The organism is Halorubrum gandharaense (assembly GCF_054654575.1).
This window is the reverse complement of the sequence record NZ_BAAIET010000003.1, coordinates 1-19249: the sequence shown is the minus strand read 5'-3', so window position 1 is coordinate 19249 and position 19249 is coordinate 1. Positions and strand designations below refer to the sequence as shown.

23 protein-coding genes are annotated in these 19249 nt (G+C 64.7%); 17 read left to right on the top strand and 6 right to left on the bottom strand.

Going from position 1 to position 19249, the window contains the following annotated elements; translation table 11 throughout:
- Together ACYQ07_RS15465 and ACYQ07_RS15460 are read left to right on the top strand one after the other, a co-directional pair.
- Positions 1-990: hypothetical protein (locus ACYQ07_RS15465; protein ID WP_459883120.1), on the top strand; the 990-nt coding region annotated here is incomplete at its 5' end.
- 12 nt (positions 991-1002) lie between these two features.
- The gene (locus ACYQ07_RS15460; protein WP_459883109.1) at positions 1003-1995 is read left to right on the top strand and encodes a hypothetical protein; all 993 of its coding nucleotides are present in this window, start codon (positions 1003-1005) and stop codon (positions 1993-1995) included.
- A gap of 8 nt (positions 1996-2003) precedes the next feature.
- Here the strand turns inward: ACYQ07_RS15460 and ACYQ07_RS15455 are convergent, their stop codons facing one another.
- Positions 2004-2639: a tyrosine-type recombinase/integrase gene (locus tag ACYQ07_RS15455; protein ID WP_459883106.1), complete on the bottom strand. Its 636-nt coding sequence runs from the start codon at positions 2637-2639 to the stop codon at positions 2004-2006.
- 130 nt (positions 2640-2769) lie between these two features.
- A complete protein-coding gene (locus tag ACYQ07_RS15450; RefSeq protein WP_459883104.1) occupies positions 2770-2937 on the bottom strand; it encodes a hypothetical protein in 168 nt (55 codons plus the stop codon).
- A 204-nt stretch (positions 2938-3141) separates the two neighbouring features.
- On the opposite strand from ACYQ07_RS15450, the gene ACYQ07_RS15445 reads away from it, so the two are divergent.
- Positions 3142-3789 carry a hypothetical protein gene (locus ACYQ07_RS15445; RefSeq protein ID WP_459883101.1) on the top strand — a complete coding sequence of 216 codons (648 nt, stop codon included), beginning with the start codon at positions 3142-3144 and terminating at the stop codon, positions 3787-3789.
- Between the two features lie 6 nt (positions 3790-3795).
- The gene (locus ACYQ07_RS15440; protein WP_459883099.1) at positions 3796-4209 is read left to right on the top strand and encodes a DUF8161 domain-containing protein; all 414 of its coding nucleotides are present in this window, start codon (positions 3796-3798) and stop codon (positions 4207-4209) included.
- 96 nt (positions 4210-4305) lie between these two features.
- On the opposite strand, the gene ACYQ07_RS15435 is transcribed toward ACYQ07_RS15440, so the two are convergent.
- Positions 4306-4890, bottom strand: coding sequence for a DUF8102 family protein (locus ACYQ07_RS15435; RefSeq protein ID WP_459883097.1), 585 nt, complete (start codon positions 4888-4890; stop codon positions 4306-4308).
- 67 nt (positions 4891-4957) lie between these two features.
- Between ACYQ07_RS15435 and ACYQ07_RS15430 the strand changes: the two genes are divergently transcribed.
- The 7 genes from ACYQ07_RS15430 to ACYQ07_RS15400 all read left to right on the top strand — a co-directional run bounded on the left by ACYQ07_RS15430 (position 4958) and on the right by ACYQ07_RS15400 (position 12072).
- Positions 4958-5101, top strand: a complete 144-nt coding sequence (locus ACYQ07_RS15430; RefSeq protein ID WP_459883094.1) for a hypothetical protein — start codon at positions 4958-4960, stop codon at positions 5099-5101.
- 278 nt (positions 5102-5379) lie between these two features.
- The gene (locus tag ACYQ07_RS15425) at positions 5380-5625 is read left to right on the top strand and encodes a hypothetical protein (RefSeq protein WP_459883092.1); all 246 of its coding nucleotides are present in this window, start codon (positions 5380-5382) and stop codon (positions 5623-5625) included.
- On the top strand, positions 5622-5792 hold the full coding sequence (locus tag ACYQ07_RS15420; protein ID WP_459883090.1) for a hypothetical protein: 171 nt from the start codon (positions 5622-5624) through the stop codon (positions 5790-5792). Before ACYQ07_RS15425 ends, ACYQ07_RS15420 begins: the two co-directional genes overlap by 4 nt.
- Positions 5789-9529 (top strand): hypothetical protein, encoded by a 3741-nt coding sequence (locus ACYQ07_RS15415; protein WP_459883118.1) that lies wholly within the window; start codon positions 5789-5791, stop codon positions 9527-9529. Before ACYQ07_RS15420 ends, ACYQ07_RS15415 begins: the two co-directional genes overlap by 4 nt.
- A gap of 93 nt (positions 9530-9622) precedes the next feature.
- A complete protein-coding gene (locus ACYQ07_RS15410; RefSeq protein ID WP_459883115.1) occupies positions 9623-10078 on the top strand; it encodes a hypothetical protein in 456 nt (151 codons plus the stop codon).
- A complete protein-coding gene (locus ACYQ07_RS15405) occupies positions 9994-11067 on the top strand; it encodes a hypothetical protein (RefSeq protein ID WP_459883112.1) in 1074 nt (357 codons plus the stop codon). The genes ACYQ07_RS15410 and ACYQ07_RS15405 overlap by 85 nt, the downstream gene beginning before the upstream one ends.
- Positions 11068-11079: 12 nt before the next feature.
- Complete coding sequence (locus ACYQ07_RS15400) at positions 11080-12072, top strand: hypothetical protein (protein ID WP_459883109.1); 993 nt, start codon at positions 11080-11082, stop codon at positions 12070-12072.
- Positions 12073-12080: 8 nt separating this feature from the next.
- Here the strand turns inward: ACYQ07_RS15400 and ACYQ07_RS15395 are convergent, their stop codons facing one another.
- Both ACYQ07_RS15395 and ACYQ07_RS15390 read right to left on the bottom strand, forming a co-directional pair.
- Positions 12081-12716: a tyrosine-type recombinase/integrase gene (locus tag ACYQ07_RS15395; RefSeq protein ID WP_459883106.1), complete on the bottom strand. Its 636-nt coding sequence runs from the start codon at positions 12714-12716 to the stop codon at positions 12081-12083.
- A gap of 130 nt (positions 12717-12846) precedes the next feature.
- Entirely contained in the window at positions 12847-13014 is a 168-nt protein-coding gene (locus ACYQ07_RS15390) for a hypothetical protein (RefSeq protein ID WP_459883104.1), read from the bottom strand.
- Between the two features lie 204 nt (positions 13015-13218).
- On the opposite strand from ACYQ07_RS15390, the gene ACYQ07_RS15385 reads away from it, so the two are divergent.
- Together ACYQ07_RS15385 and ACYQ07_RS15380 are read left to right on the top strand one after the other, a co-directional pair.
- The gene (locus ACYQ07_RS15385; RefSeq protein WP_459883101.1) at positions 13219-13866 is read left to right on the top strand and encodes a hypothetical protein; all 648 of its coding nucleotides are present in this window, start codon (positions 13219-13221) and stop codon (positions 13864-13866) included.
- Positions 13867-13872: 6 nt separating this feature from the next.
- Complete coding sequence (locus ACYQ07_RS15380) at positions 13873-14286, top strand: DUF8161 domain-containing protein (RefSeq protein WP_459883099.1); 414 nt, start codon at positions 13873-13875, stop codon at positions 14284-14286.
- A 96-nt stretch (positions 14287-14382) separates the two neighbouring features.
- Here the strand turns inward: ACYQ07_RS15380 and ACYQ07_RS15375 are convergent, their stop codons facing one another.
- Positions 14383-14967, bottom strand: coding sequence for a DUF8102 family protein (locus ACYQ07_RS15375; protein WP_459883097.1), 585 nt, complete (start codon positions 14965-14967; stop codon positions 14383-14385).
- A 67-nt stretch (positions 14968-15034) separates the two neighbouring features.
- Here ACYQ07_RS15375 and ACYQ07_RS15370 point away from each other — a divergent pair, with 67 nt between their 5' ends.
- From ACYQ07_RS15370 to ACYQ07_RS15355, 4 genes are all read left to right on the top strand, one after another.
- Positions 15035-15178 carry a hypothetical protein gene (locus ACYQ07_RS15370; RefSeq protein WP_459883094.1) on the top strand — a complete coding sequence of 48 codons (144 nt, stop codon included), beginning with the start codon at positions 15035-15037 and terminating at the stop codon, positions 15176-15178.
- A 278-nt stretch (positions 15179-15456) separates the two neighbouring features.
- Complete coding sequence (locus ACYQ07_RS15365) at positions 15457-15702, top strand: hypothetical protein (RefSeq protein ID WP_459883092.1); 246 nt, start codon at positions 15457-15459, stop codon at positions 15700-15702.
- Positions 15699-15869: a hypothetical protein gene (locus ACYQ07_RS15360; RefSeq protein WP_459883090.1), complete on the top strand. Its 171-nt coding sequence runs from the start codon at positions 15699-15701 to the stop codon at positions 15867-15869. The genes ACYQ07_RS15365 and ACYQ07_RS15360 overlap by 4 nt, the downstream gene beginning before the upstream one ends.
- On the top strand, positions 15866-19249 hold a 3384-nt coding region (locus ACYQ07_RS15355; protein WP_459883088.1), incomplete at its 3' end, for a hypothetical protein. The genes ACYQ07_RS15360 and ACYQ07_RS15355, both read left to right, overlap by 4 nt.

Here is a 19249-nt window from a genome sequence, read left to right as displayed (position 1 = left end):
ACCTCAATCGACGACCTACAACACGACTTGAAACGAGTATCGGACGCCGCCCTCGGCGATCTCGACGCCGAGGAACGTCTCCGGCTATTCATCAAAGCCGCCGCAGACGACCGCGAGGAGCGGATCGACTGGCTCACCGATACGGCACCGACGAAACAGTACGAAGCGACCGACCTCGAATACACCGACGGGATAAAGCGATTCAGTTTTCTCGCCCTCCAGGCGAGGCATGAACTTCAGACGCTTTACCAGGCTATCACCGAGCGCGAAGCCGACCGCGACAGGTACATGGCGCTCATGCTGTTGAACGAAAGCCTGAGTCGTCTTTCTCGCGGTGGGTTCGATCCCGACGAGTTCGGGAATTTCGACGCGCCGGACCACGACGACGCCGAGTACGCCTACGGTGAAACGCAAGCCCCCGACACGGCGTACCTCGCGACGAAATACCGGGAGCTATGGGAGAGTGTCCCGGCTGAGTCACTTCTTAAAGAGGATCAGCGAGCGCGAGCGACACAACAGTTCCCGAACCTCGCGGCGCTCGCCCTTACGGCGTATGCTGATGACTGTTCGCGGTTTGACGACATGGACATAGACCGAATCCCGCCGGAGTTCGTGAGGGCGGAATTACAGCTCGCGAAGACGGTCGTTCATTTTCACACACGCTTCCACGGGTGGCGGATCTTCGCCGAGGAGTACCTCGACGTCACTCTCGACGAGTTCTTAGCTATTATCCGCCCGCCCGAAGCGGCTGATTCGCCGCTCGATCCCTTCACCGGCCTCCCCGGTGTTCCAACGGTCGACGAGAATCTCGGTGAGAATATCCTCTCACTCAAATACGACTATATCGAAGCGTATCAGTCGATCCGTGAGGAGTACGCCGACCGGTTAGATATGGATGCCCCGGACGCCAGCGATGTTCCCGGCGGCCTCGACGACCGCGCCGAAGCGTTTGCTCAGGGGATCGGTGAGGCGGCTGTCGAACGATACTGAGGTGATTCAGTTATGAAACGACTCACCGACCTTAGACACGACGTCAAGAACGTACAGGACACCGTCCTCGCCGACCTCGACGCCGACGAGCGGGTGCGAATGTTCCTGAAAGCGGCCGCCGACGGCCAGGACGACCGCATAGAAATGCTCCGGGACTCGGCGCCGAGGTACGAATACGAAACCCGCGACCTGGAGTTTACACACGGGGCGATAGAGGCGTATAGTCTCTCGAGGGCGGCTAACGCCTCGCTCGAGCGGCTCTATACGGCCATGATGATGCACGAAACCGGCCGGAATATGCACGTCGCCGTCGCCCTCCTGAATGAGGCGCTCGAGCAACTATCCCAGGGCCATTTCACCGTCGACGAGTACGGGAACGCCGAGACGCCGGCCTCATGGCCTCACGACTACGGACCACAGTACGATCCCGACGAGTCGCGCCTCGCCGGAAAGTACCGCGAGCTGTGGGAGGGAACCGGCCTCGAGTTAGCTTTCGATCCCGAGGACCGTTCGCGGCCATTCTTTGCCGCCCTGGCGGCCGACGGGTTACTCGGCTACCGAACCGAGATAACGGACAACTACGCGCCGTCCCGTGTAGCACGGGCGGAAATGAATCTCATAGAAACCGTCGTCGAGTTCTACAAAGCGTTTCACACCTACCGGCGGCTCGCCGAGGAACACCTCGACATGACACTCGACGAGTTCCTCCAGGCGTCACAAACCGAGAAACTCCCGTTCGACGGTCGGACGGGGCCGGGATGGCTCACCGAGGAGGAATGTCGGGACCTCCTCGAGCGTATGCAACTCTATATCGACCAATACGAGGAGAGTCAGCAGAAAGTCGGTGAGGCGCTCGCCGAGGGGGCGCCCGAGGATCTCGACGGCCTGGAGGACGTCGGCGTAGCAGAAACGGGCGAGCTCATGCAAGAGTACGATCTCGACGACATCGTAGAGGAGCACGTCGCCGAGCTCGCCGAGGAGCTCGACGGCCTCGGTGGTTTCTAACGCCGCCGTTACCTCGGGACGAGGTGGCTGTATATTTGGTCGGTAGTCTGTCGGTTCGCATGGCGTAACCGGAGTTGCACGTCCTCGAGGCGACCGCCGTCGACCTGGATGATCCGATAGGCCACCGAGTGCCGGAGGGTGTGAGGGGTGACGTCGTCGGGATCGCCGACACCGCCGCCGGCGACCTGGGGCCGGACGTCGGCCTCGGTCGCGAGCTTTTCGACGAGGCGCTGGAGTGACCGAGTGGTGAGGCGGTCGCTCGAGCGGGTGGGAAACAGGGCGTCGGTGTCTTTCCAGCGGTCGCGAAGGTACCGCCGGAGTAGGCGGGTGGTGTCGGGTGCGAGCTCGAGTGTCGCCGGCGGGGGCGAGCCTTTCTGAATCCGGCTCGGGAGGTACACCGTCCCGGCGTCTAAGTCGAGGTGATCGACCTCGAGGGCGCACAGTTCGCCGGCGCGTAGGCCGGCGTCATAGAGGAGTGCGACTATCGCCTCGTTACGATCTTGAAGATACGTCGGGACGGCGTCGGTGAGGCATACGTCCCGCATTTGGTCGACCTGTTCGGGTTTCAGCCAGGTACGGGCGCGGCCGTTGCTATCGGTGTGTTGAACGTCGGGATTCGTTACGTCGGTGTGTGTCGTCGACATGGTTCTTAAGCGGTGGTTGGTTTCTCGGGTGCGAACGTCGGGGTTTGTAGTAAACTACGACGTTCGCCGGACGCCGTGACACACCTCGAAGGGTGGATACATTACAGTACGTCAGACAAAGCGGCCGGCGTTACTCCTCGCCGGCGCTCGGGTTCGGGCCGTCGAACCCGTCCCGGTAGCACGGCCAACATGGGAGCTCGGCGTCGGCGTCCCAACAGTCGCAGTCGTCGGGGCGGTCGTCGAACGCGGTTAGTTCGGCGTCGGTTCCTTCTTGGGTCGCGGTGTCGTAGGCGGACATGGTCTTTTGCTCCAAGAAAGGCCAGTTCGGGTGTTCCAAGCACCCGGACGTTTCAACACGCCCCGAGGGAACCGTCCTTTCTTGTTAGTACCTTAGACGGCATGAACCATAAAACCACCGGAGAGGCGTATCTGTCGGTCGGTATCTCGGGTTTGTCCCTTAGAAGGCATACCTTTTAGGGAACTAACGCCGTAGTAGGCACTAATGCCTGAATCCAGTAACAAAGGCGGTCGAAAGCCCCGAGTAACCGACGAGGACCTCCTCGACGTGTTTCGGTCGACGTCCGATCCCGTCCTCTCGACGGCGGAAGTCGCCGACGCCGTCCCTATCAAACGCCGAGGGACACTAAACCGGCTTCAGGCGCTCGAGGAGGAGGGCGAGCTGGAGAGGAAACAGATAGGCGGGCGAAACACGGTGTGGTGGTTCGTTGGGGGCGAGCGGATCACTCCCGACGAGCGCGCCGTCGACGAGGACGCCGAGAAAGCCCGAACCGTTCGCGACCGACGCCGCGAGGACACGCCCGACGCGCCGGAGAGTGACACCGTCGGCGAGCTCGAGGACGTCGAGTTTCCGGCGGGCCGCGACCGCGAGGAGTGTTCGGCCGCCGTCTATGCCGCCCGCGACTACCTTCGCGAGCACGGGCCGGCGACGAAACGCGATCTCGTCGCCGAGGTAATGCCGGACCACCCGCTCGGGTATGACGTCGACGGCGCGCTGGAGAAAGTCGAGGCGGGCGACCGCTACCGAGGGGCCTGGTGGCGCCGAGTGGTGAAACCCGGCCTGAAAGCGCTCCCGGACGTCGAGGCGCCGGCGCGAGGGGCGAGCGAATGGCGATACACCGGCGAGGCGTAATCAGCCATGACCGAGGACGTCGATCCCGACGATCCGCGACCGGCGGGCCACTACGGCCGGTTCCGAAACGCGCCCTGGTACTACGTAAGCGACGACCTCGCGAGCACGGTAATGCTCGGGCCGGCGACCGACGCCGAACCTGGCGACGACTGGATTCTCTCTTTCTCGGCCGAGGGGCGAACCGACGACGACCGCGAGCGGGTGTGTGTTCGCCTCACGCCTCGAGCGCTCCATGAGCTGTATGTCGAGGCGAAAGACCTCTCGCCGGACGCCCGACAGGCGGGACACACCGCCGAATGCGACCTATGCGGTGAATCCGTCCCGCTCGAGAAAGCCGTCCCGAACCCCCGAGGCGAACCCGTACACCGTTACTGCTACGTCGACGCCTACGGCGGGCCGGAGTGGCTCGAGGACTACTAACCGGGGCTGGAGGGCGACGCCGTCGCCGACCGTTAACCAACACCGGCGGGGTGTGACGCCGCGACTGTTGGTTAAGACCGTCGACCGCGCCGGCGCTTACAGGTGCTCCTCGGGGTTCGGGTGCATACCGCCGTAGTCGAGGGCCATGTGGGCTTTGTATGGGATCTCCTCGCCAGCCTCGAGGACCTCCCGAACCTCCTCGAGAGTCGGACACTCGTCGACGGGTGGGACGTCGACCTCGACGCCGACCTCGACCGGCGCGTACACACCGTGTTTATCGGCGTATTCGCGAATGACGTCGTTCGTAACCATTTGCTCGAGCGTATCAAAAATCACCTCACGGTCGGCCTCGGCGCGGATCATGTGGTAGACGGCCGCGAGCACGGCGCGCTGGACTATGTCGAGTTCGTACCGCTCCCACTCGTCGGCCGGGAACAGTCGCCCTAAGTCGTCGTCCTCGAGGTATAGGAGGTACTGTATGTCGATGAGGGCGTTTCGGAAGCGATTACGTATCTTGTGCCGCTTTTGCCGAACGGCCGTATCGCTCATGTCCTCCCGGACGCCGTCGGCCGTTTCGGGGTACAGAAACGCCCTGTCGTGAGGGGTGAGAATCCCCCGCTCGCGGTCGACGTCCGGCTCAACTATCCTGGTGCCTGAATCCCGATTACCGTTACTGCTCACGCTAACACCGTCTAACCCCACTACAAAAACATTAATGGTGGAAGCGTCCCAACGAGGAAACGAGAGAATGGCGACGACGATCACAACCGTTTCCGTTCATGCCGAGCGGGCCGAGGCGCTCCGGGACTACCGGGACGCTCACGACCTCCCGAGCATGGACGCCGCCCTGGAGCAACTACTAAGCGACCGGGGCGAGAGAAGCCACTCATGAACGGTAGTACCGCTGAAAAACGCCGTCGGCCTGAACCTTGGCGGGAGCGGGCCGGCGACGTTTGGACGATTACGGGCGTTATCCCGAGTCGCGACGACCGACGCCGCGACCCGGAAGGGTGCGACGACGGCCGACGAGCAGGCCGTACCACGGGCGGGTGGTGCCTGTGAGTGGTCTTTCTCTCGCCGTCGCCTTTAGCGTTACTCCCGACGCTAACGGCCACCCTGTTACGCCCGTCAACGGCTCCCGGCACGCCTTAGTGCCGGCCTTTGGCCTACATGACGGACACTCAGGACACGAATAGCGGTATCGACGCCGACCGACCGAAGCCCGAAGCCTCGCCGAGCGCTGGCTGGCGAGAGACGGCCGCGCTTATGCACGTCGCCGCCGGCCTCGAGGAGTGCGACGTCCTCGAGTGCGACCGCGAGGGCGAACCCGTCGAGGTGATCGACGGCGACACCGTCCGGCGCGAGGGCGTCCGGTGTTCCGACCACGCGAAGGTCTTTCTGGAGGTTTCATCATGACTACCGACGACCACGACAGTCTACATCTCAACACGGCGTATCGCTACGACGGCGAGGAGACGACCACGATCCCCTACACCGACCTCACGGACCTCGGTGGGAGTGTCGTCGTCGAATGTCCCGACGGTTCGGTTCGGATGTTCGACAAAGAGGAGGTGGTCGAATGACGCTCCCCGACGACGCGACGCTCGAGGAGCTCGCCGAGTACCTACGGCTGAATCCCGAGGCGACCACGCCCGAGGCGCTCGGTGCGACCGGCGCCGACCCGGCCGTATGGGGTGACGTCGTCGACGACGCCCTCACGGCCGCCGAGCCTCACCTGGCGCTCGAAACGCCCGACACCGCCCCGCCGGAGGGGGATTCTCGGGACGAAACCCCCACCCTCGAGGCGGACAAACCGGCCTCGACGACGTCCGTAACTCCCGATACCGACGGTTCGGCGCTCGTCGACGCGCTGGAGTGGTTCCACCAACAGCTCGACCGGGATCTCCCCGACGAGTGCGACCACGACACGCCTCGGGACTACTACCGCGAGGGGCGCGGGTGGGACACCGACACTATCGACGAGAAACTCCTCGGGTTCGCGCCGGCGAACTACCGCGACGAGCTCGTTACGTATCTGTTCGACCGGGGCCACGGCCGCGAGGCGATCCTCGCGACGGGGCTGTTCGGCGAGCGCGACGACGGGAACCTGTATGCGACCTGGAGCGGGCGCTACGTCCTCCCGTATTTCGACGCCGACGGCCGGCCGGTGTTCGCGATCTCACGGGCGACCGACCCGGTTCACTCGGCCGACTGGAAGGGCAACAAGTACGATAAACTCCAGGTGACGCGCGAGGACGTCACCGCCGAGGAACCGATTTACGGCCTCGACACCGTCCGGGACGGCGAACCCGTCCTTATCACCGAGGGGATCGCCGACGCGATCACCGCTCATGAGGCGGGGTATCCCTGTCTCTCGCCGGTGACGGTGCAGTTCAAGAAAAGCGACCGTGAGGACCTCCTCGAGGCGCTCGCCGAGCGGGACGTCGGGCGAGCGTACCTGATTCAGGACGCCGAACGACCGACGAGTGACGTCGACGACCGCGACCGGCTCACCCTCCAGCAGTTCGGCGACGGCGTCAAAGGCGCCGTGAAAACGGCCGCCTATCTCGACGACCACGGCCTCGAGGCGAGAGTCGCCGAGCTCCCGCGCCCCGGCCTCGAGAAAGTCGACCTCGACGACTACCTCCAGGGCTGGAGCGACGACCTCACGCCGCTCCTCGCCGGCGCGAAGCCCGTCGACCAACACCCGGCGTATGATCCCGACACCGCGCGGGACGTCGCCCTCGACGCCGCCGAGGCGTCCGACCTCTCCCGCGACCTCGACGCGGTCGACACCGACGGCGACCACTCGGCGCTATTCGACCTCGGGATTCGGGACGTCACCGGCCTGTCGTGGGACTACCGAGGATCGAACCCGCTCGGCCACCACGGCGAGAGTGAGAACTACTTTGTCCTCCTCGAGGGCCACGGCGTCGCCTACGACCACAAATACAAAGCCGCGTACAACGCCCTCACGTACCTCCTCGTCGACGCCGGCGAACGACGGCCGGCCTCACCGAACGGTCGGCTCGACGACGACGAGGTGTTCGCGGCCTGGCGACACGCCAAACGCGAGGGCTGTATCCCCGACGACGACCCGATCCCTCACCGAGCGCTCCAGTACGTCGCCCGCGAGCACGACCTCATGGAGGACGGCGACCTCATGGACGGGTGGAAGCTCCCGCGCGAGGCGTACAACGCCGCCCTCGAGAAAGTTCGCGACGAGCACGGTGTCGATCCCGGTCGGGGGAATCTCGCGGCCGGAGAACGTGAGCACACGGCCGTCCTCCCGGCCGCTGTTCGCGACCTCACTACGGCCGCGAGCGGGTGGGATTGGAAACACGTCGGCCGAACCGACGACACCCTCACCGTCGAGGACGCCCGCGAGCGCACGGTCGACGCTATCGCCGACGCCTACACCTCGGGCGACCGGGTGCTCGTCGAGGCGCTCCCGACTATGGGCAAATCCTACGGCGCCGTGAAAGCCGCCGCCGACACCGGCGAACAGGTAACGGTGCTCACCGGCCGAGGACACAAAGAACAGTACCAGCAGTTCCGGGAGTGGTGCGACGAGCACGGCCTCGACTACTACACCCTCCCGAGTTTCACGCGCGACTGTGATACGGCGAACGGCGAGCACGGCGAGGAGTGGGCCGACACCGTTCGCGGGTGGTACAACCGGGGCGCGACGCCGAAAGAGATCCACAAGTCGGCCGAGTACGTCCTCGACCGGCCGCTCCCATGCCAGGAACATGAGGGCCAGCGGTGTCCCTACGCCTCAAAATGGGAGTTCGATCCCGACGAGTACGACGTCCTCATAGGCCACTATAACCACGCACACAAGCCGAAAGTCGCCGCCGGCCGGACGGTGGTGTTCGACGAGTTCCCCGACGCCTACGAAACGCTCCTCGGGCCGGAGCTCCAGGGCGCCGTATCGTATTGGCTCGAGGCGACCGACGGCGTCCCGTTCGACAGCTACACCGACCTCGTCGAGAACCGGAGCGACGAAAGCCGGCGCGCCGACGCGCTACTGTGGTTCGACGAGCACGGTGTCGAACCCGACGAAACCCATGTGTTCGACGACGCGAGCGCACACGCGGCCGCTCCCCTGGCGGTGTTTACCCTCCTCGCGAGCGACGATCTCGGGAACGGGTTTGAACGCGCCGAGCTCGAGGACGTCGGCCTCGGTGTGTTCGACCGAGCGCGAGGCGGGGTGTCGGTGCTCCAGGCGCCGGCGCTCGAGTACGCGAGCGGTGTCGTCGCCCTCGACGGGACGCCGACGAAACGTATGTGGGAGCTCGCCCTCGGCGAACGGCTGAATCACCGGCCGGTGCTCCAGGGCGACGAGCGCGCCGAGTACGTTCGCGACGCCCTGAATCTGAATCTGGTTCGGACCACCGAGTACGTGAAACCGTACAACTCGGCCGACCACGTCAACACCGAACAGGACGCCGCCCTCCTCGAGGGGATCGCCGAGAAACACGGCGAACGGCCGTCGGTGATTACGACGACCACCGCCGAGCACGAATACGACGCCGAGGACGTCCTCGAGCACGTCGACGAAACGAAACACTACGGGAACGTCCTCGGGAGTAACGAGTTCGACGACACCCGGCTCGGCGCCGTGATAGGGTCGAACCACTACGGCGACCATTACATCAAGAAGTGGGGCGCCTACGCCGGCGAGGCGGTCGACCGAGGCGAGGAGAAAGGCGCCGGCCTCTCATACAGCGGGTTCGGCGACGACGTCCTCCAGCATATGCGGGAGCACGACACCCTCCAGGCGGCTATGCGGTTCGGCCGCGACGGGAACGGCGCCGTCGTCTATGTTCACACCGACACCCTCCCCGAGTGGGTACCGCTCGCCGGTGAGGGGCGCGTAGTGTCGACCTGGAGCGACGGTATGCGGGACGTCGTCGAGGCGCTCGAGGACCTCACTACGGCGACCACGGCGGACGTCGTCGCACACCCGACGGTCGACCTCTCCCGGCAACAGGTATTCGACCACCTGGAGACGCTCCGGGATCGGGGCGTCCTCCAGCGGCAACAGGACACCGAGGACGGCCGGCGGTTGTTGTGGCGCGACGACGGGTTACACCGGCTCGGCGAGCACGGCGAGGTGGAATTAGAGCCTGTCGACCTGGAGGACCTCGACGGCGACGAGGTTCGTAAACTGGCGCGTAGTAGTATCTATACGTGGGAGTTTACGAACCTCCCGGCCGAGGACGCCGGTCGAACCGGCGACCCGCCGCTCGCGACGTCCGACCCGGCGCGAGCACCTGCGAACGGGGGTGATCGCCCGCCCGATGACGCCGACTAAGACGGTTCACACGGCCGAGGTTCGGGGTTCCACCAGTCGCGACGCCGACACGCCTACCGCCCGCGACCTCATATACGGAGGTAACTGTATCCCATGACCTCGTCGCAACAGGCCGGCCGGAGTTCGGTTGTAGGGAGTAGTAGTCAACCGGACTACGCGGCCGCCAATATCCCGTCGAAACCACCGACGGAATACGATCACGTCGAACGCCGCGCCGAGTTGTTACAACAGGTTCGCGACCTCGGCCACCCGTCGATGATCCACCAGGGCGAGGCGGCCGAGCGCTACGACGTCAGCCAACAGCAAATCTCGAAAGACCTCGACCGGATCGCCGACTACGTCGAGGAGAACCTCGGCGCTCGGCATGAGCTCACTATCGACGCCGTCTTTCAACGGTCGATAGAGGGCCTCCTCGAGGAGGGCGACTATCGGAAAGCCGCGAGGACGGCGAAGGATTACGACGAGTGGGTAAGCGAGCGAACCGACCTCAAAGAGATACAGGAACAGCTCGAGTTTCTCAAAGAAGCATACGACGAGCAACAGCCATGACCTCAATCGACGACCTACAACACGACTTGAAACGAGTATCGGACGCCGCCCTCGGCGATCTCGACGCCGAGGAACGTCTCCGGCTATTCATCAAAGCCGCCGCAGACGACCGCGAGGAGCGGATCGACTGGCTCACCGATACGGCACCGACGAAACAGTACGAAGCGACCGACCTCGAATACACCGACGGGATAAAGCGATTCAGTTTTCTCGCCCTCCAGGCGAGGCATGAACTTCAGACGCTTTACCAGGCTATCACCGAGCGCGAAGCCGACCGCGACAGGTACATGGCGCTCATGCTGTTGAACGAAAGCCTGAGTCGTCTTTCTCGCGGTGGGTTCGATCCCGACGAGTTCGGGAATTTCGACGCGCCGGACCACGACGACGCCGAGTACGCCTACGGTGAAACGCAAGCCCCCGACACGGCGTACCTCGCGACGAAATACCGGGAGCTATGGGAGAGTGTCCCGGCTGAGTCACTTCTTAAAGAGGATCAGCGAGCGCGAGCGACACAACAGTTCCCGAACCTCGCGGCGCTCGCCCTTACGGCGTATGCTGATGACTGTTCGCGGTTTGACGACATGGACATAGACCGAATCCCGCCGGAGTTCGTGAGGGCGGAATTACAGCTCGCGAAGACGGTCGTTCATTTTCACACACGCTTCCACGGGTGGCGGATCTTCGCCGAGGAGTACCTCGACGTCACTCTCGACGAGTTCTTAGCTATTATCCGCCCGCCCGAAGCGGCTGATTCGCCGCTCGATCCCTTCACCGGCCTCCCCGGTGTTCCAACGGTCGACGAGAATCTCGGTGAGAATATCCTCTCACTCAAATACGACTATATCGAAGCGTATCAGTCGATCCGTGAGGAGTACGCCGACCGGTTAGATATGGATGCCCCGGACGCCAGCGATGTTCCCGGCGGCCTCGACGACCGCGCCGAAGCGTTTGCTCAGGGGATCGGTGAGGCGGCTGTCGAACGATACTGAGGTGATTCAGTTATGAAACGACTCACCGACCTTAGACACGACGTCAAGAACGTACAGGACACCGTCCTCGCCGACCTCGACGCCGACGAGCGGGTGCGAATGTTCCTGAAAGCGGCCGCCGACGGCCAGGACGACCGCATAGAAATGCTCCGGGACTCGGCGCCGAGGTACGAATACGAAACCCGCGACCTGGAGTTTACACACGGGGCGATAGAGGCGTATAGTCTCTCGAGGGCGGCTAACGCCTCGCTCGAGCGGCTCTATACGGCCATGATGATGCACGAAACCGGCCGGAATATGCACGTCGCCGTCGCCCTCCTGAATGAGGCGCTCGAGCAACTATCCCAGGGCCATTTCACCGTCGACGAGTACGGGAACGCCGAGACGCCGGCCTCATGGCCTCACGACTACGGACCACAGTACGATCCCGACGAGTCGCGCCTCGCCGGAAAGTACCGCGAGCTGTGGGAGGGAACCGGCCTCGAGTTAGCTTTCGATCCCGAGGACCGTTCGCGGCCATTCTTTGCCGCCCTGGCGGCCGACGGGTTACTCGGCTACCGAACCGAGATAACGGACAACTACGCGCCGTCCCGTGTAGCACGGGCGGAAATGAATCTCATAGAAACCGTCGTCGAGTTCTACAAAGCGTTTCACACCTACCGGCGGCTCGCCGAGGAACACCTCGACATGACACTCGACGAGTTCCTCCAGGCGTCACAAACCGAGAAACTCCCGTTCGACGGTCGGACGGGGCCGGGATGGCTCACCGAGGAGGAATGTCGGGACCTCCTCGAGCGTATGCAACTCTATATCGACCAATACGAGGAGAGTCAGCAGAAAGTCGGTGAGGCGCTCGCCGAGGGGGCGCCCGAGGATCTCGACGGCCTGGAGGACGTCGGCGTAGCAGAAACGGGCGAGCTCATGCAAGAGTACGATCTCGACGACATCGTAGAGGAGCACGTCGCCGAGCTCGCCGAGGAGCTCGACGGCCTCGGTGGTTTCTAACGCCGCCGTTACCTCGGGACGAGGTGGCTGTATATTTGGTCGGTAGTCTGTCGGTTCGCATGGCGTAACCGGAGTTGCACGTCCTCGAGGCGACCGCCGTCGACCTGGATGATCCGATAGGCCACCGAGTGCCGGAGGGTGTGAGGGGTGACGTCGTCGGGATCGCCGACACCGCCGCCGGCGACCTGGGGCCGGACGTCGGCCTCGGTCGCGAGCTTTTCGACGAGGCGCTGGAGTGACCGAGTGGTGAGGCGGTCGCTCGAGCGGGTGGGAAACAGGGCGTCGGTGTCTTTCCAGCGGTCGCGAAGGTACCGCCGGAGTAGGCGGGTGGTGTCGGGTGCGAGCTCGAGTGTCGCCGGCGGGGGCGAGCCTTTCTGAATCCGGCTCGGGAGGTACACCGTCCCGGCGTCTAAGTCGAGGTGATCGACCTCGAGGGCGCACAGTTCGCCGGCGCGTAGGCCGGCGTCATAGAGGAGTGCGACTATCGCCTCGTTACGATCTTGAAGATACGTCGGGACGGCGTCGGTGAGGCATACGTCCCGCATTTGGTCGACCTGTTCGGGTTTCAGCCAGGTACGGGCGCGGCCGTTGCTATCGGTGTGTTGAACGTCGGGATTCGTTACGTCGGTGTGTGTCGTCGACATGGTTCTTAAGCGGTGGTTGGTTTCTCGGGTGCGAACGTCGGGGTTTGTAGTAAACTACGACGTTCGCCGGACGCCGTGACACACCTCGAAGGGTGGATACATTACAGTACGTCAGACAAAGCGGCCGGCGTTACTCCTCGCCGGCGCTCGGGTTCGGGCCGTCGAACCCGTCCCGGTAGCACGGCCAACATGGGAGCTCGGCGTCGGCGTCCCAACAGTCGCAGTCGTCGGGGCGGTCGTCGAACGCGGTTAGTTCGGCGTCGGTTCCTTCTTGGGTCGCGGTGTCGTAGGCGGACATGGTCTTTTGCTCCAAGAAAGGCCAGTTCGGGTGTTCCAAGCACCCGGACGTTTCAACACGCCCCGAGGGAACCGTCCTTTCTTGTTAGTACCTTAGACGGCATGAACCATAAAACCACCGGAGAGGCGTATCTGTCGGTCGGTATCTCGGGTTTGTCCCTTAGAAGGCATACCTTTTAGGGAACTAACGCCGTAGTAGGCACTAATGCCTGAATCCAGTAACAAAGGCGGTCGAAAGCCCCGAGTAACCGACGAGGACCTCCTCGACGTGTTTCGGTCGACGTCCGATCCCGTCCTCTCGACGGCGGAAGTCGCCGACGCCGTCCCTATCAAACGCCGAGGGACACTAAACCGGCTTCAGGCGCTCGAGGAGGAGGGCGAGCTGGAGAGGAAACAGATAGGCGGGCGAAACACGGTGTGGTGGTTCGTTGGGGGCGAGCGGATCACTCCCGACGAGCGCGCCGTCGACGAGGACGCCGAGAAAGCCCGAACCGTTCGCGACCGACGCCGCGAGGACACGCCCGACGCGCCGGAGAGTGACACCGTCGGCGAGCTCGAGGACGTCGAGTTTCCGGCGGGCCGCGACCGCGAGGAGTGTTCGGCCGCCGTCTATGCCGCCCGCGACTACCTTCGCGAGCACGGGCCGGCGACGAAACGCGATCTCGTCGCCGAGGTAATGCCGGACCACCCGCTCGGGTATGACGTCGACGGCGCGCTGGAGAAAGTCGAGGCGGGCGACCGCTACCGAGGGGCCTGGTGGCGCCGAGTGGTGAAACCCGGCCTGAAAGCGCTCCCGGACGTCGAGGCGCCGGCGCGAGGGGCGAGCGAATGGCGATACACCGGCGAGGCGTAATCAGCCATGACCGAGGACGTCGATCCCGACGATCCGCGACCGGCGGGCCACTACGGCCGGTTCCGAAACGCGCCCTGGTACTACGTAAGCGACGACCTCGCGAGCACGGTAATGCTCGGGCCGGCGACCGACGCCGAACCTGGCGACGACTGGATTCTCTCTTTCTCGGCCGAGGGGCGAACCGACGACGACCGCGAGCGGGTGTGTGTTCGCCTCACGCCTCGAGCGCTCCATGAGCTGTATGTCGAGGCGAAAGACCTCTCGCCGGACGCCCGACAGGCGGGACACACCGCCGAATGCGACCTATGCGGTGAATCCGTCCCGCTCGAGAAAGCCGTCCCGAACCCCCGAGGCGAACCCGTACACCGTTACTGCTACGTCGACGCCTACGGCGGGCCGGAGTGGCTCGAGGACTACTAACCGGGGCTGGAGGGCGACGCCGTCGCCGACCGTTAACCAACACCGGCGGGGTGTGACGCCGCGACTGTTGGTTAAGACCGTCGACCGCGCCGGCGCTTACAGGTGCTCCTCGGGGTTCGGGTGCATACCGCCGTAGTCGAGGGCCATGTGGGCTTTGTATGGGATCTCCTCGCCAGCCTCGAGGACCTCCCGAACCTCCTCGAGAGTCGGACACTCGTCGACGGGTGGGACGTCGACCTCGACGCCGACCTCGACCGGCGCGTACACACCGTGTTTATCGGCGTATTCGCGAATGACGTCGTTCGTAACCATTTGCTCGAGCGTATCAAAAATCACCTCACGGTCGGCCTCGGCGCGGATCATGTGGTAGACGGCCGCGAGCACGGCGCGCTGGACTATGTCGAGTTCGTACCGCTCCCACTCGTCGGCCGGGAACAGTCGCCCTAAGTCGTCGTCCTCGAGGTATAGGAGGTACTGTATGTCGATGAGGGCGTTTCGGAAGCGATTACGTATCTTGTGCCGCTTTTGCCGAACGGCCGTATCGCTCATGTCCTCCCGGACGCCGTCGGCCGTTTCGGGGTACAGAAACGCCCTGTCGTGAGGGGTGAGAATCCCCCGCTCGCGGTCGACGTCCGGCTCAACTATCCTGGTGCCTGAATCCCGATTACCGTTACTGCTCACGCTAACACCGTCTAACCCCACTACAAAAACATTAATGGTGGAAGCGTCCCAACGAGGAAACGAGAGAATGGCGACGACGATCACAACCGTTTCCGTTCATGCCGAGCGGGCCGAGGCGCTCCGGGACTACCGGGACGCTCACGACCTCCCGAGCATGGACGCCGCCCTGGAGCAACTACTAAGCGACCGGGGCGAGAGAAGCCACTCATGAACGGTAGTACCGCTGAAAAACGCCGTCGGCCTGAACCTTGGCGGGAGCGGGCCGGCGACGTTTGGACGATTACGGGCGTTATCCCGAGTCGCGACGACCGACGCCGCGACCCGGAAGGGTGCGACGACGGCCGACGAGCAGGCCGTACCACGGGCGGGTGGTGCCTGTGAGTGGTCTTTCTCTCGCCGTCGCCTTTAGCGTTACTCCCGACGCTAACGGCCACCCTGTTACGCCCGTCAACGGCTCCCGGCACGCCTTAGTGCCGGCCTTTGGCCTACATGACGGACACTCAGGACACGAATAGCGGTATCGACGCCGACCGACCGAAGCCCGAAGCCTCGCCGAGCGCTGGCTGGCGAGAGACGGCCGCGCTTATGCACGTCGCCGCCGGCCTCGAGGAGTGCGACGTCCTCGAGTGCGACCGCGAGGGCGAACCCGTCGAGGTGATCGACGGCGACACCGTCCGGCGCGAGGGCGTCCGGTGTTCCGACCACGCGAAGGTCTTTCTGGAGGTTTCATCATGACTACCGACGACCACGACAGTCTACATCTCAACACGGCGTATCGCTACGACGGCGAGGAGACGACCACGATCCCCTACACCGACCTCACGGACCTCGGTGGGAGTGTCGTCGTCGAATGTCCCGACGGTTCGGTTCGGATGTTCGACAAAGAGGAGGTGGTCGAATGACGCTCCCCGACGACGCGACGCTCGAGGAGCTCGCCGAGTACCTACGGCTGAATCCCGAGGCGACCACGCCCGAGGCGCTCGGTGCGACCGGCGCCGACCCGGCCGTATGGGGTGACGTCGTCGACGACGCCCTCACGGCCGCCGAGCCTCACCTGGCGCTCGAAACGCCCGACACCGCCCCGCCGGAGGGGGATTCTCGGGACGAAACCCCCACCCTCGAGGCGGACAAACCGGCCTCGACGACGTCCGTAACTCCCGATACCGACGGTTCGGCGCTCGTCGACGCGCTGGAGTGGTTCCACCAACAGCTCGACCGGGATCTCCCCGACGAGTGCGACCACGACACGCCTCGGGACTACTACCGCGAGGGGCGCGGGTGGGACACCGACACTATCGACGAGAAACTCCTCGGGTTCGCGCCGGCGAACTACCGCGACGAGCTCGTTACGTATCTGTTCGACCGGGGCCACGGCCGCGAGGCGATCCTCGCGACGGGGCTGTTCGGCGAGCGCGACGACGGGAACCTGTATGCGACCTGGAGCGGGCGCTACGTCCTCCCGTATTTCGACGCCGACGGCCGGCCGGTGTTCGCGATCTCACGGGCGACCGACCCGGTTCACTCGGCCGACTGGAAGGGCAACAAGTACGATAAACTCCAGGTGACGCGCGAGGACGTCACCGCCGAGGAACCGATTTACGGCCTCGACACCGTCCGGGACGGCGAACCCGTCCTTATCACCGAGGGGATCGCCGACGCGATCACCGCTCATGAGGCGGGGTATCCCTGTCTCTCGCCGGTGACGGTGCAGTTCAAGAAAAGCGACCGTGAGGACCTCCTCGAGGCGCTCGCCGAGCGGGACGTCGGGCGAGCGTACCTGATTCAGGACGCCGAACGACCGACGAGTGACGTCGACGACCGCGACCGGCTCACCCTCCAGCAGTTCGGCGACGGCGTCAAAGGCGCCGTGAAAACGGCCGCCTATCTCGACGACCACGGCCTCGAGGCGAGAGTCGCCGAGCTCCCGCGCCCCGGCCTCGAGAAAGTCGACCTCGACGACTACCTCCAGGGCTGGAGCGACGACCTCACGCCGCTCCTCGCCGGCGCGAAGCCCGTCGACCAACACCCGGCGTATGATCCCGACACCGCGCGGGACGTCGCCCTCGACGCCGCCGAGGCGTCCGACCTCTCCCGCGACCTCGACGCGGTCGACACCGACGGCGACCACTCGGCGCTATTCGACCTCGGGATTCGGGACGTCACCGGCCTGTCGTGGGACTACCGAGGATCGAACCCGCTCGGCCACCACGGCGAGAGTGAGAACTACTTTGTCCTCCTCGAGGGCCACGGCGTCGCCTACGACCACAAATACAAAGCCGCGTACAACGCCCTCACGTACCTCCTCGTCGACGCCGGCGAACGACGGCCGGCCTCACCGAACGGTCGGCTCGACGACGACGAGGTGTTCGCGGCCTGGCGACACGCCAAACGCGAGGGCTGTATCCCCGACGACGACCCGATCCCTCACCGAGCGCTCCAGTACGTCGCCCGCGAGCACGACCTCATGGAGGACGGCGACCTCATGGACGGGTGGAAGCTCCCGCGCGAGGCGTACAACGCCGCCCTCGAGAAAGTTCGCGACGAGCACGGTGTCGATCCCGGTCGGGGGAATCTCGCGGCCGGAGAACGTGAGCACACGGCCGTCCTCCCGGCCGCTGTTCGCGACCTCACTACGGCCGCGAGCGGGTGGGATTGGAAACACGTCGGCCGAACCGACGACACCCTCACCGTCGAGGACGCCCGCGAGCGCACGGTCGACGCTATCGCCGACGCCTACACCTCGGGCGACCGGGTGCTCGTCGAGGCGCTCCCGACTATGGGCAAATCCTACGGCGCCGTGAAAGCCGCCGCCGACACCGGCGAACAGGTAACGGTGCTCACCGGCCGAGGACACAAAGAACAGTACCAGCAGTTCCGGGAGTGGTGCGACGAGCACGGCCTCGACTACTACACCCTCCCGAGTTTCACGCGCGACTGTGATACGGCGAACGGCGAGCACGGCGAGGAGTGGGCCGACACCGTTCGCGGGTGGTACAACCGGGGCGCGACGCCGAAAGAGATCCACAAGTCGGCCGAGTACGTCCTCGACCGGCCGCTCCCATGCCAGGAACATGAGGGCCAGCGGTGTCCCTACGCCTCAAAATGGGAGTTCGATCCCGACGAGTACGACGTCCTCATAGGCCACTATAACCACGCACACAAGCCGAAAGTCGCCGCCGGCCGGACGGTGGTGTTCGACGAGTTCCCCGACGCCTACGAAACGCTCCTCGGGCCGGAGCTCCAGGGCGCCGTATCGTATTGGCTCGAGGCGACCGACGGCGTCCCGTTCGACAGCTACACCGACCTCGTCGAGAACCGGAGCGACGAAAGCCGGCGCGCCGACGCGCTACTGTGGTTCGACGAGCACGGTGTCGAACCCGACGAAACCCATGTGTTCGACGACGCGAGCGCACACGCGGCCGCTCCCCTGGCGGTGTTTACCCTCCTCGCGAGCGACGATCTCGGGAACGGGTTTGAACGCGCCGAGCTCGAGGACGTCGGCCTCGGTGTGTTCGACCGAGCGCGAGGCGGGGTGTCGGTGCTCCAGGCGCCGGCGCTCGAGTACGCGAGCGGTGTCGTCGCCCTCGACGGGACGCCGACGAAACGTATGTGGGAGCTCGCCCTCGGCGAACGGCTGAATCACCGGCCGGTGCTCCAGGGCGACGAGCGCGCCGAGTACGTTCGCGACGCCCTGAATCTGAATCTGGTTCGGACCACCGAGTACGTGAAACCGTACAACTCGGCCGACCACGTCAACACCGAACAGGACGCCGCCCTCCTCGAGGGGATCGCCGAGAAACACGGCGAACGGCCGTCGGTGATTACGACGACCACCGCCGAGCACGAATACGACGCCGAGGACGTCCTCGAGCACGTCGACGAAACGAAACACTACGGGAACGTCCTCGGGAGTAACGAGTTCGACGACACCCGGCTCGGCGCCGTGATAGGGTCGAACCACTACGGCGACCATTACATCAAGAAGTGGGGCGCCTACGCCGGCGAGGCGGTCGACCGAGGCGAGGAGAAAGGCGCCGGCCTCTCATACAGCGGGTTCGGCGACGACGTCCTCCAGCATATGCGGGAGCACGACACCCTCCAGGCGGCTATGCGGTTCGGCCGCGACGGGAACGGCGCCGTCGTCTATGTTCACACCGACACCCTCCCCGAGTGGGTACCGCTCGCCGGTGAGGGGCGCGTAGTGTCGACCTGGAGCGACGGTATGCGGGACGTCGTCGAGGCGCTCGAGGACCTCACTACGGCGACCACGGCGGACGTCGTC

Excerpts from the sequence above, each read along its gene's own strand:
- ACYQ07_RS15460 (WP_459883109.1), top strand. The coding sequence starts at position 1,003 with ATGAAACGACTCACCGACCTTAGACACGACGTCAAGAACGTACAGGAC.
- ACYQ07_RS15455 (WP_459883106.1), bottom strand. The coding sequence starts at position 2,639 with ATGTCGACGACACACACCGACGTAACGAATCCCGACGTTCAACACACC.
- ACYQ07_RS15450 (WP_459883104.1), bottom strand. The coding sequence starts at position 2,937 with ATGTCCGCCTACGACACCGCGACCCAAGAAGGAACCGACGCCGAACTA.
- ACYQ07_RS15445 (WP_459883101.1), top strand. The coding sequence starts at position 3,142 with ATGCCTGAATCCAGTAACAAAGGCGGTCGAAAGCCCCGAGTAACCGAC.
- ACYQ07_RS15440 (WP_459883099.1), top strand. The coding sequence starts at position 3,796 with ATGACCGAGGACGTCGATCCCGACGATCCGCGACCGGCGGGCCACTAC.
- ACYQ07_RS15430 (WP_459883094.1), top strand. The coding sequence starts at position 4,958 with ATGGCGACGACGATCACAACCGTTTCCGTTCATGCCGAGCGGGCCGAG.
- ACYQ07_RS15425 (WP_459883092.1), top strand. The coding sequence starts at position 5,380 with ATGACGGACACTCAGGACACGAATAGCGGTATCGACGCCGACCGACCG.
- ACYQ07_RS15420 (WP_459883090.1), top strand. The coding sequence starts at position 5,622 with ATGACTACCGACGACCACGACAGTCTACATCTCAACACGGCGTATCGC.
- ACYQ07_RS15415 (WP_459883118.1), top strand. The coding sequence starts at position 5,789 with ATGACGCTCCCCGACGACGCGACGCTCGAGGAGCTCGCCGAGTACCTA.
- ACYQ07_RS15410 (WP_459883115.1), top strand. The coding sequence starts at position 9,623 with ATGACCTCGTCGCAACAGGCCGGCCGGAGTTCGGTTGTAGGGAGTAGT.
- ACYQ07_RS15400 (WP_459883109.1), top strand. The coding sequence starts at position 11,080 with ATGAAACGACTCACCGACCTTAGACACGACGTCAAGAACGTACAGGAC.
- ACYQ07_RS15395 (WP_459883106.1), bottom strand. The coding sequence starts at position 12,716 with ATGTCGACGACACACACCGACGTAACGAATCCCGACGTTCAACACACC.
- ACYQ07_RS15390 (WP_459883104.1), bottom strand. The coding sequence starts at position 13,014 with ATGTCCGCCTACGACACCGCGACCCAAGAAGGAACCGACGCCGAACTA.
- ACYQ07_RS15385 (WP_459883101.1), top strand. The coding sequence starts at position 13,219 with ATGCCTGAATCCAGTAACAAAGGCGGTCGAAAGCCCCGAGTAACCGAC.
- ACYQ07_RS15380 (WP_459883099.1), top strand. The coding sequence starts at position 13,873 with ATGACCGAGGACGTCGATCCCGACGATCCGCGACCGGCGGGCCACTAC.
- ACYQ07_RS15370 (WP_459883094.1), top strand. The coding sequence starts at position 15,035 with ATGGCGACGACGATCACAACCGTTTCCGTTCATGCCGAGCGGGCCGAG.
- ACYQ07_RS15365 (WP_459883092.1), top strand. The coding sequence starts at position 15,457 with ATGACGGACACTCAGGACACGAATAGCGGTATCGACGCCGACCGACCG.
- ACYQ07_RS15360 (WP_459883090.1), top strand. The coding sequence starts at position 15,699 with ATGACTACCGACGACCACGACAGTCTACATCTCAACACGGCGTATCGC.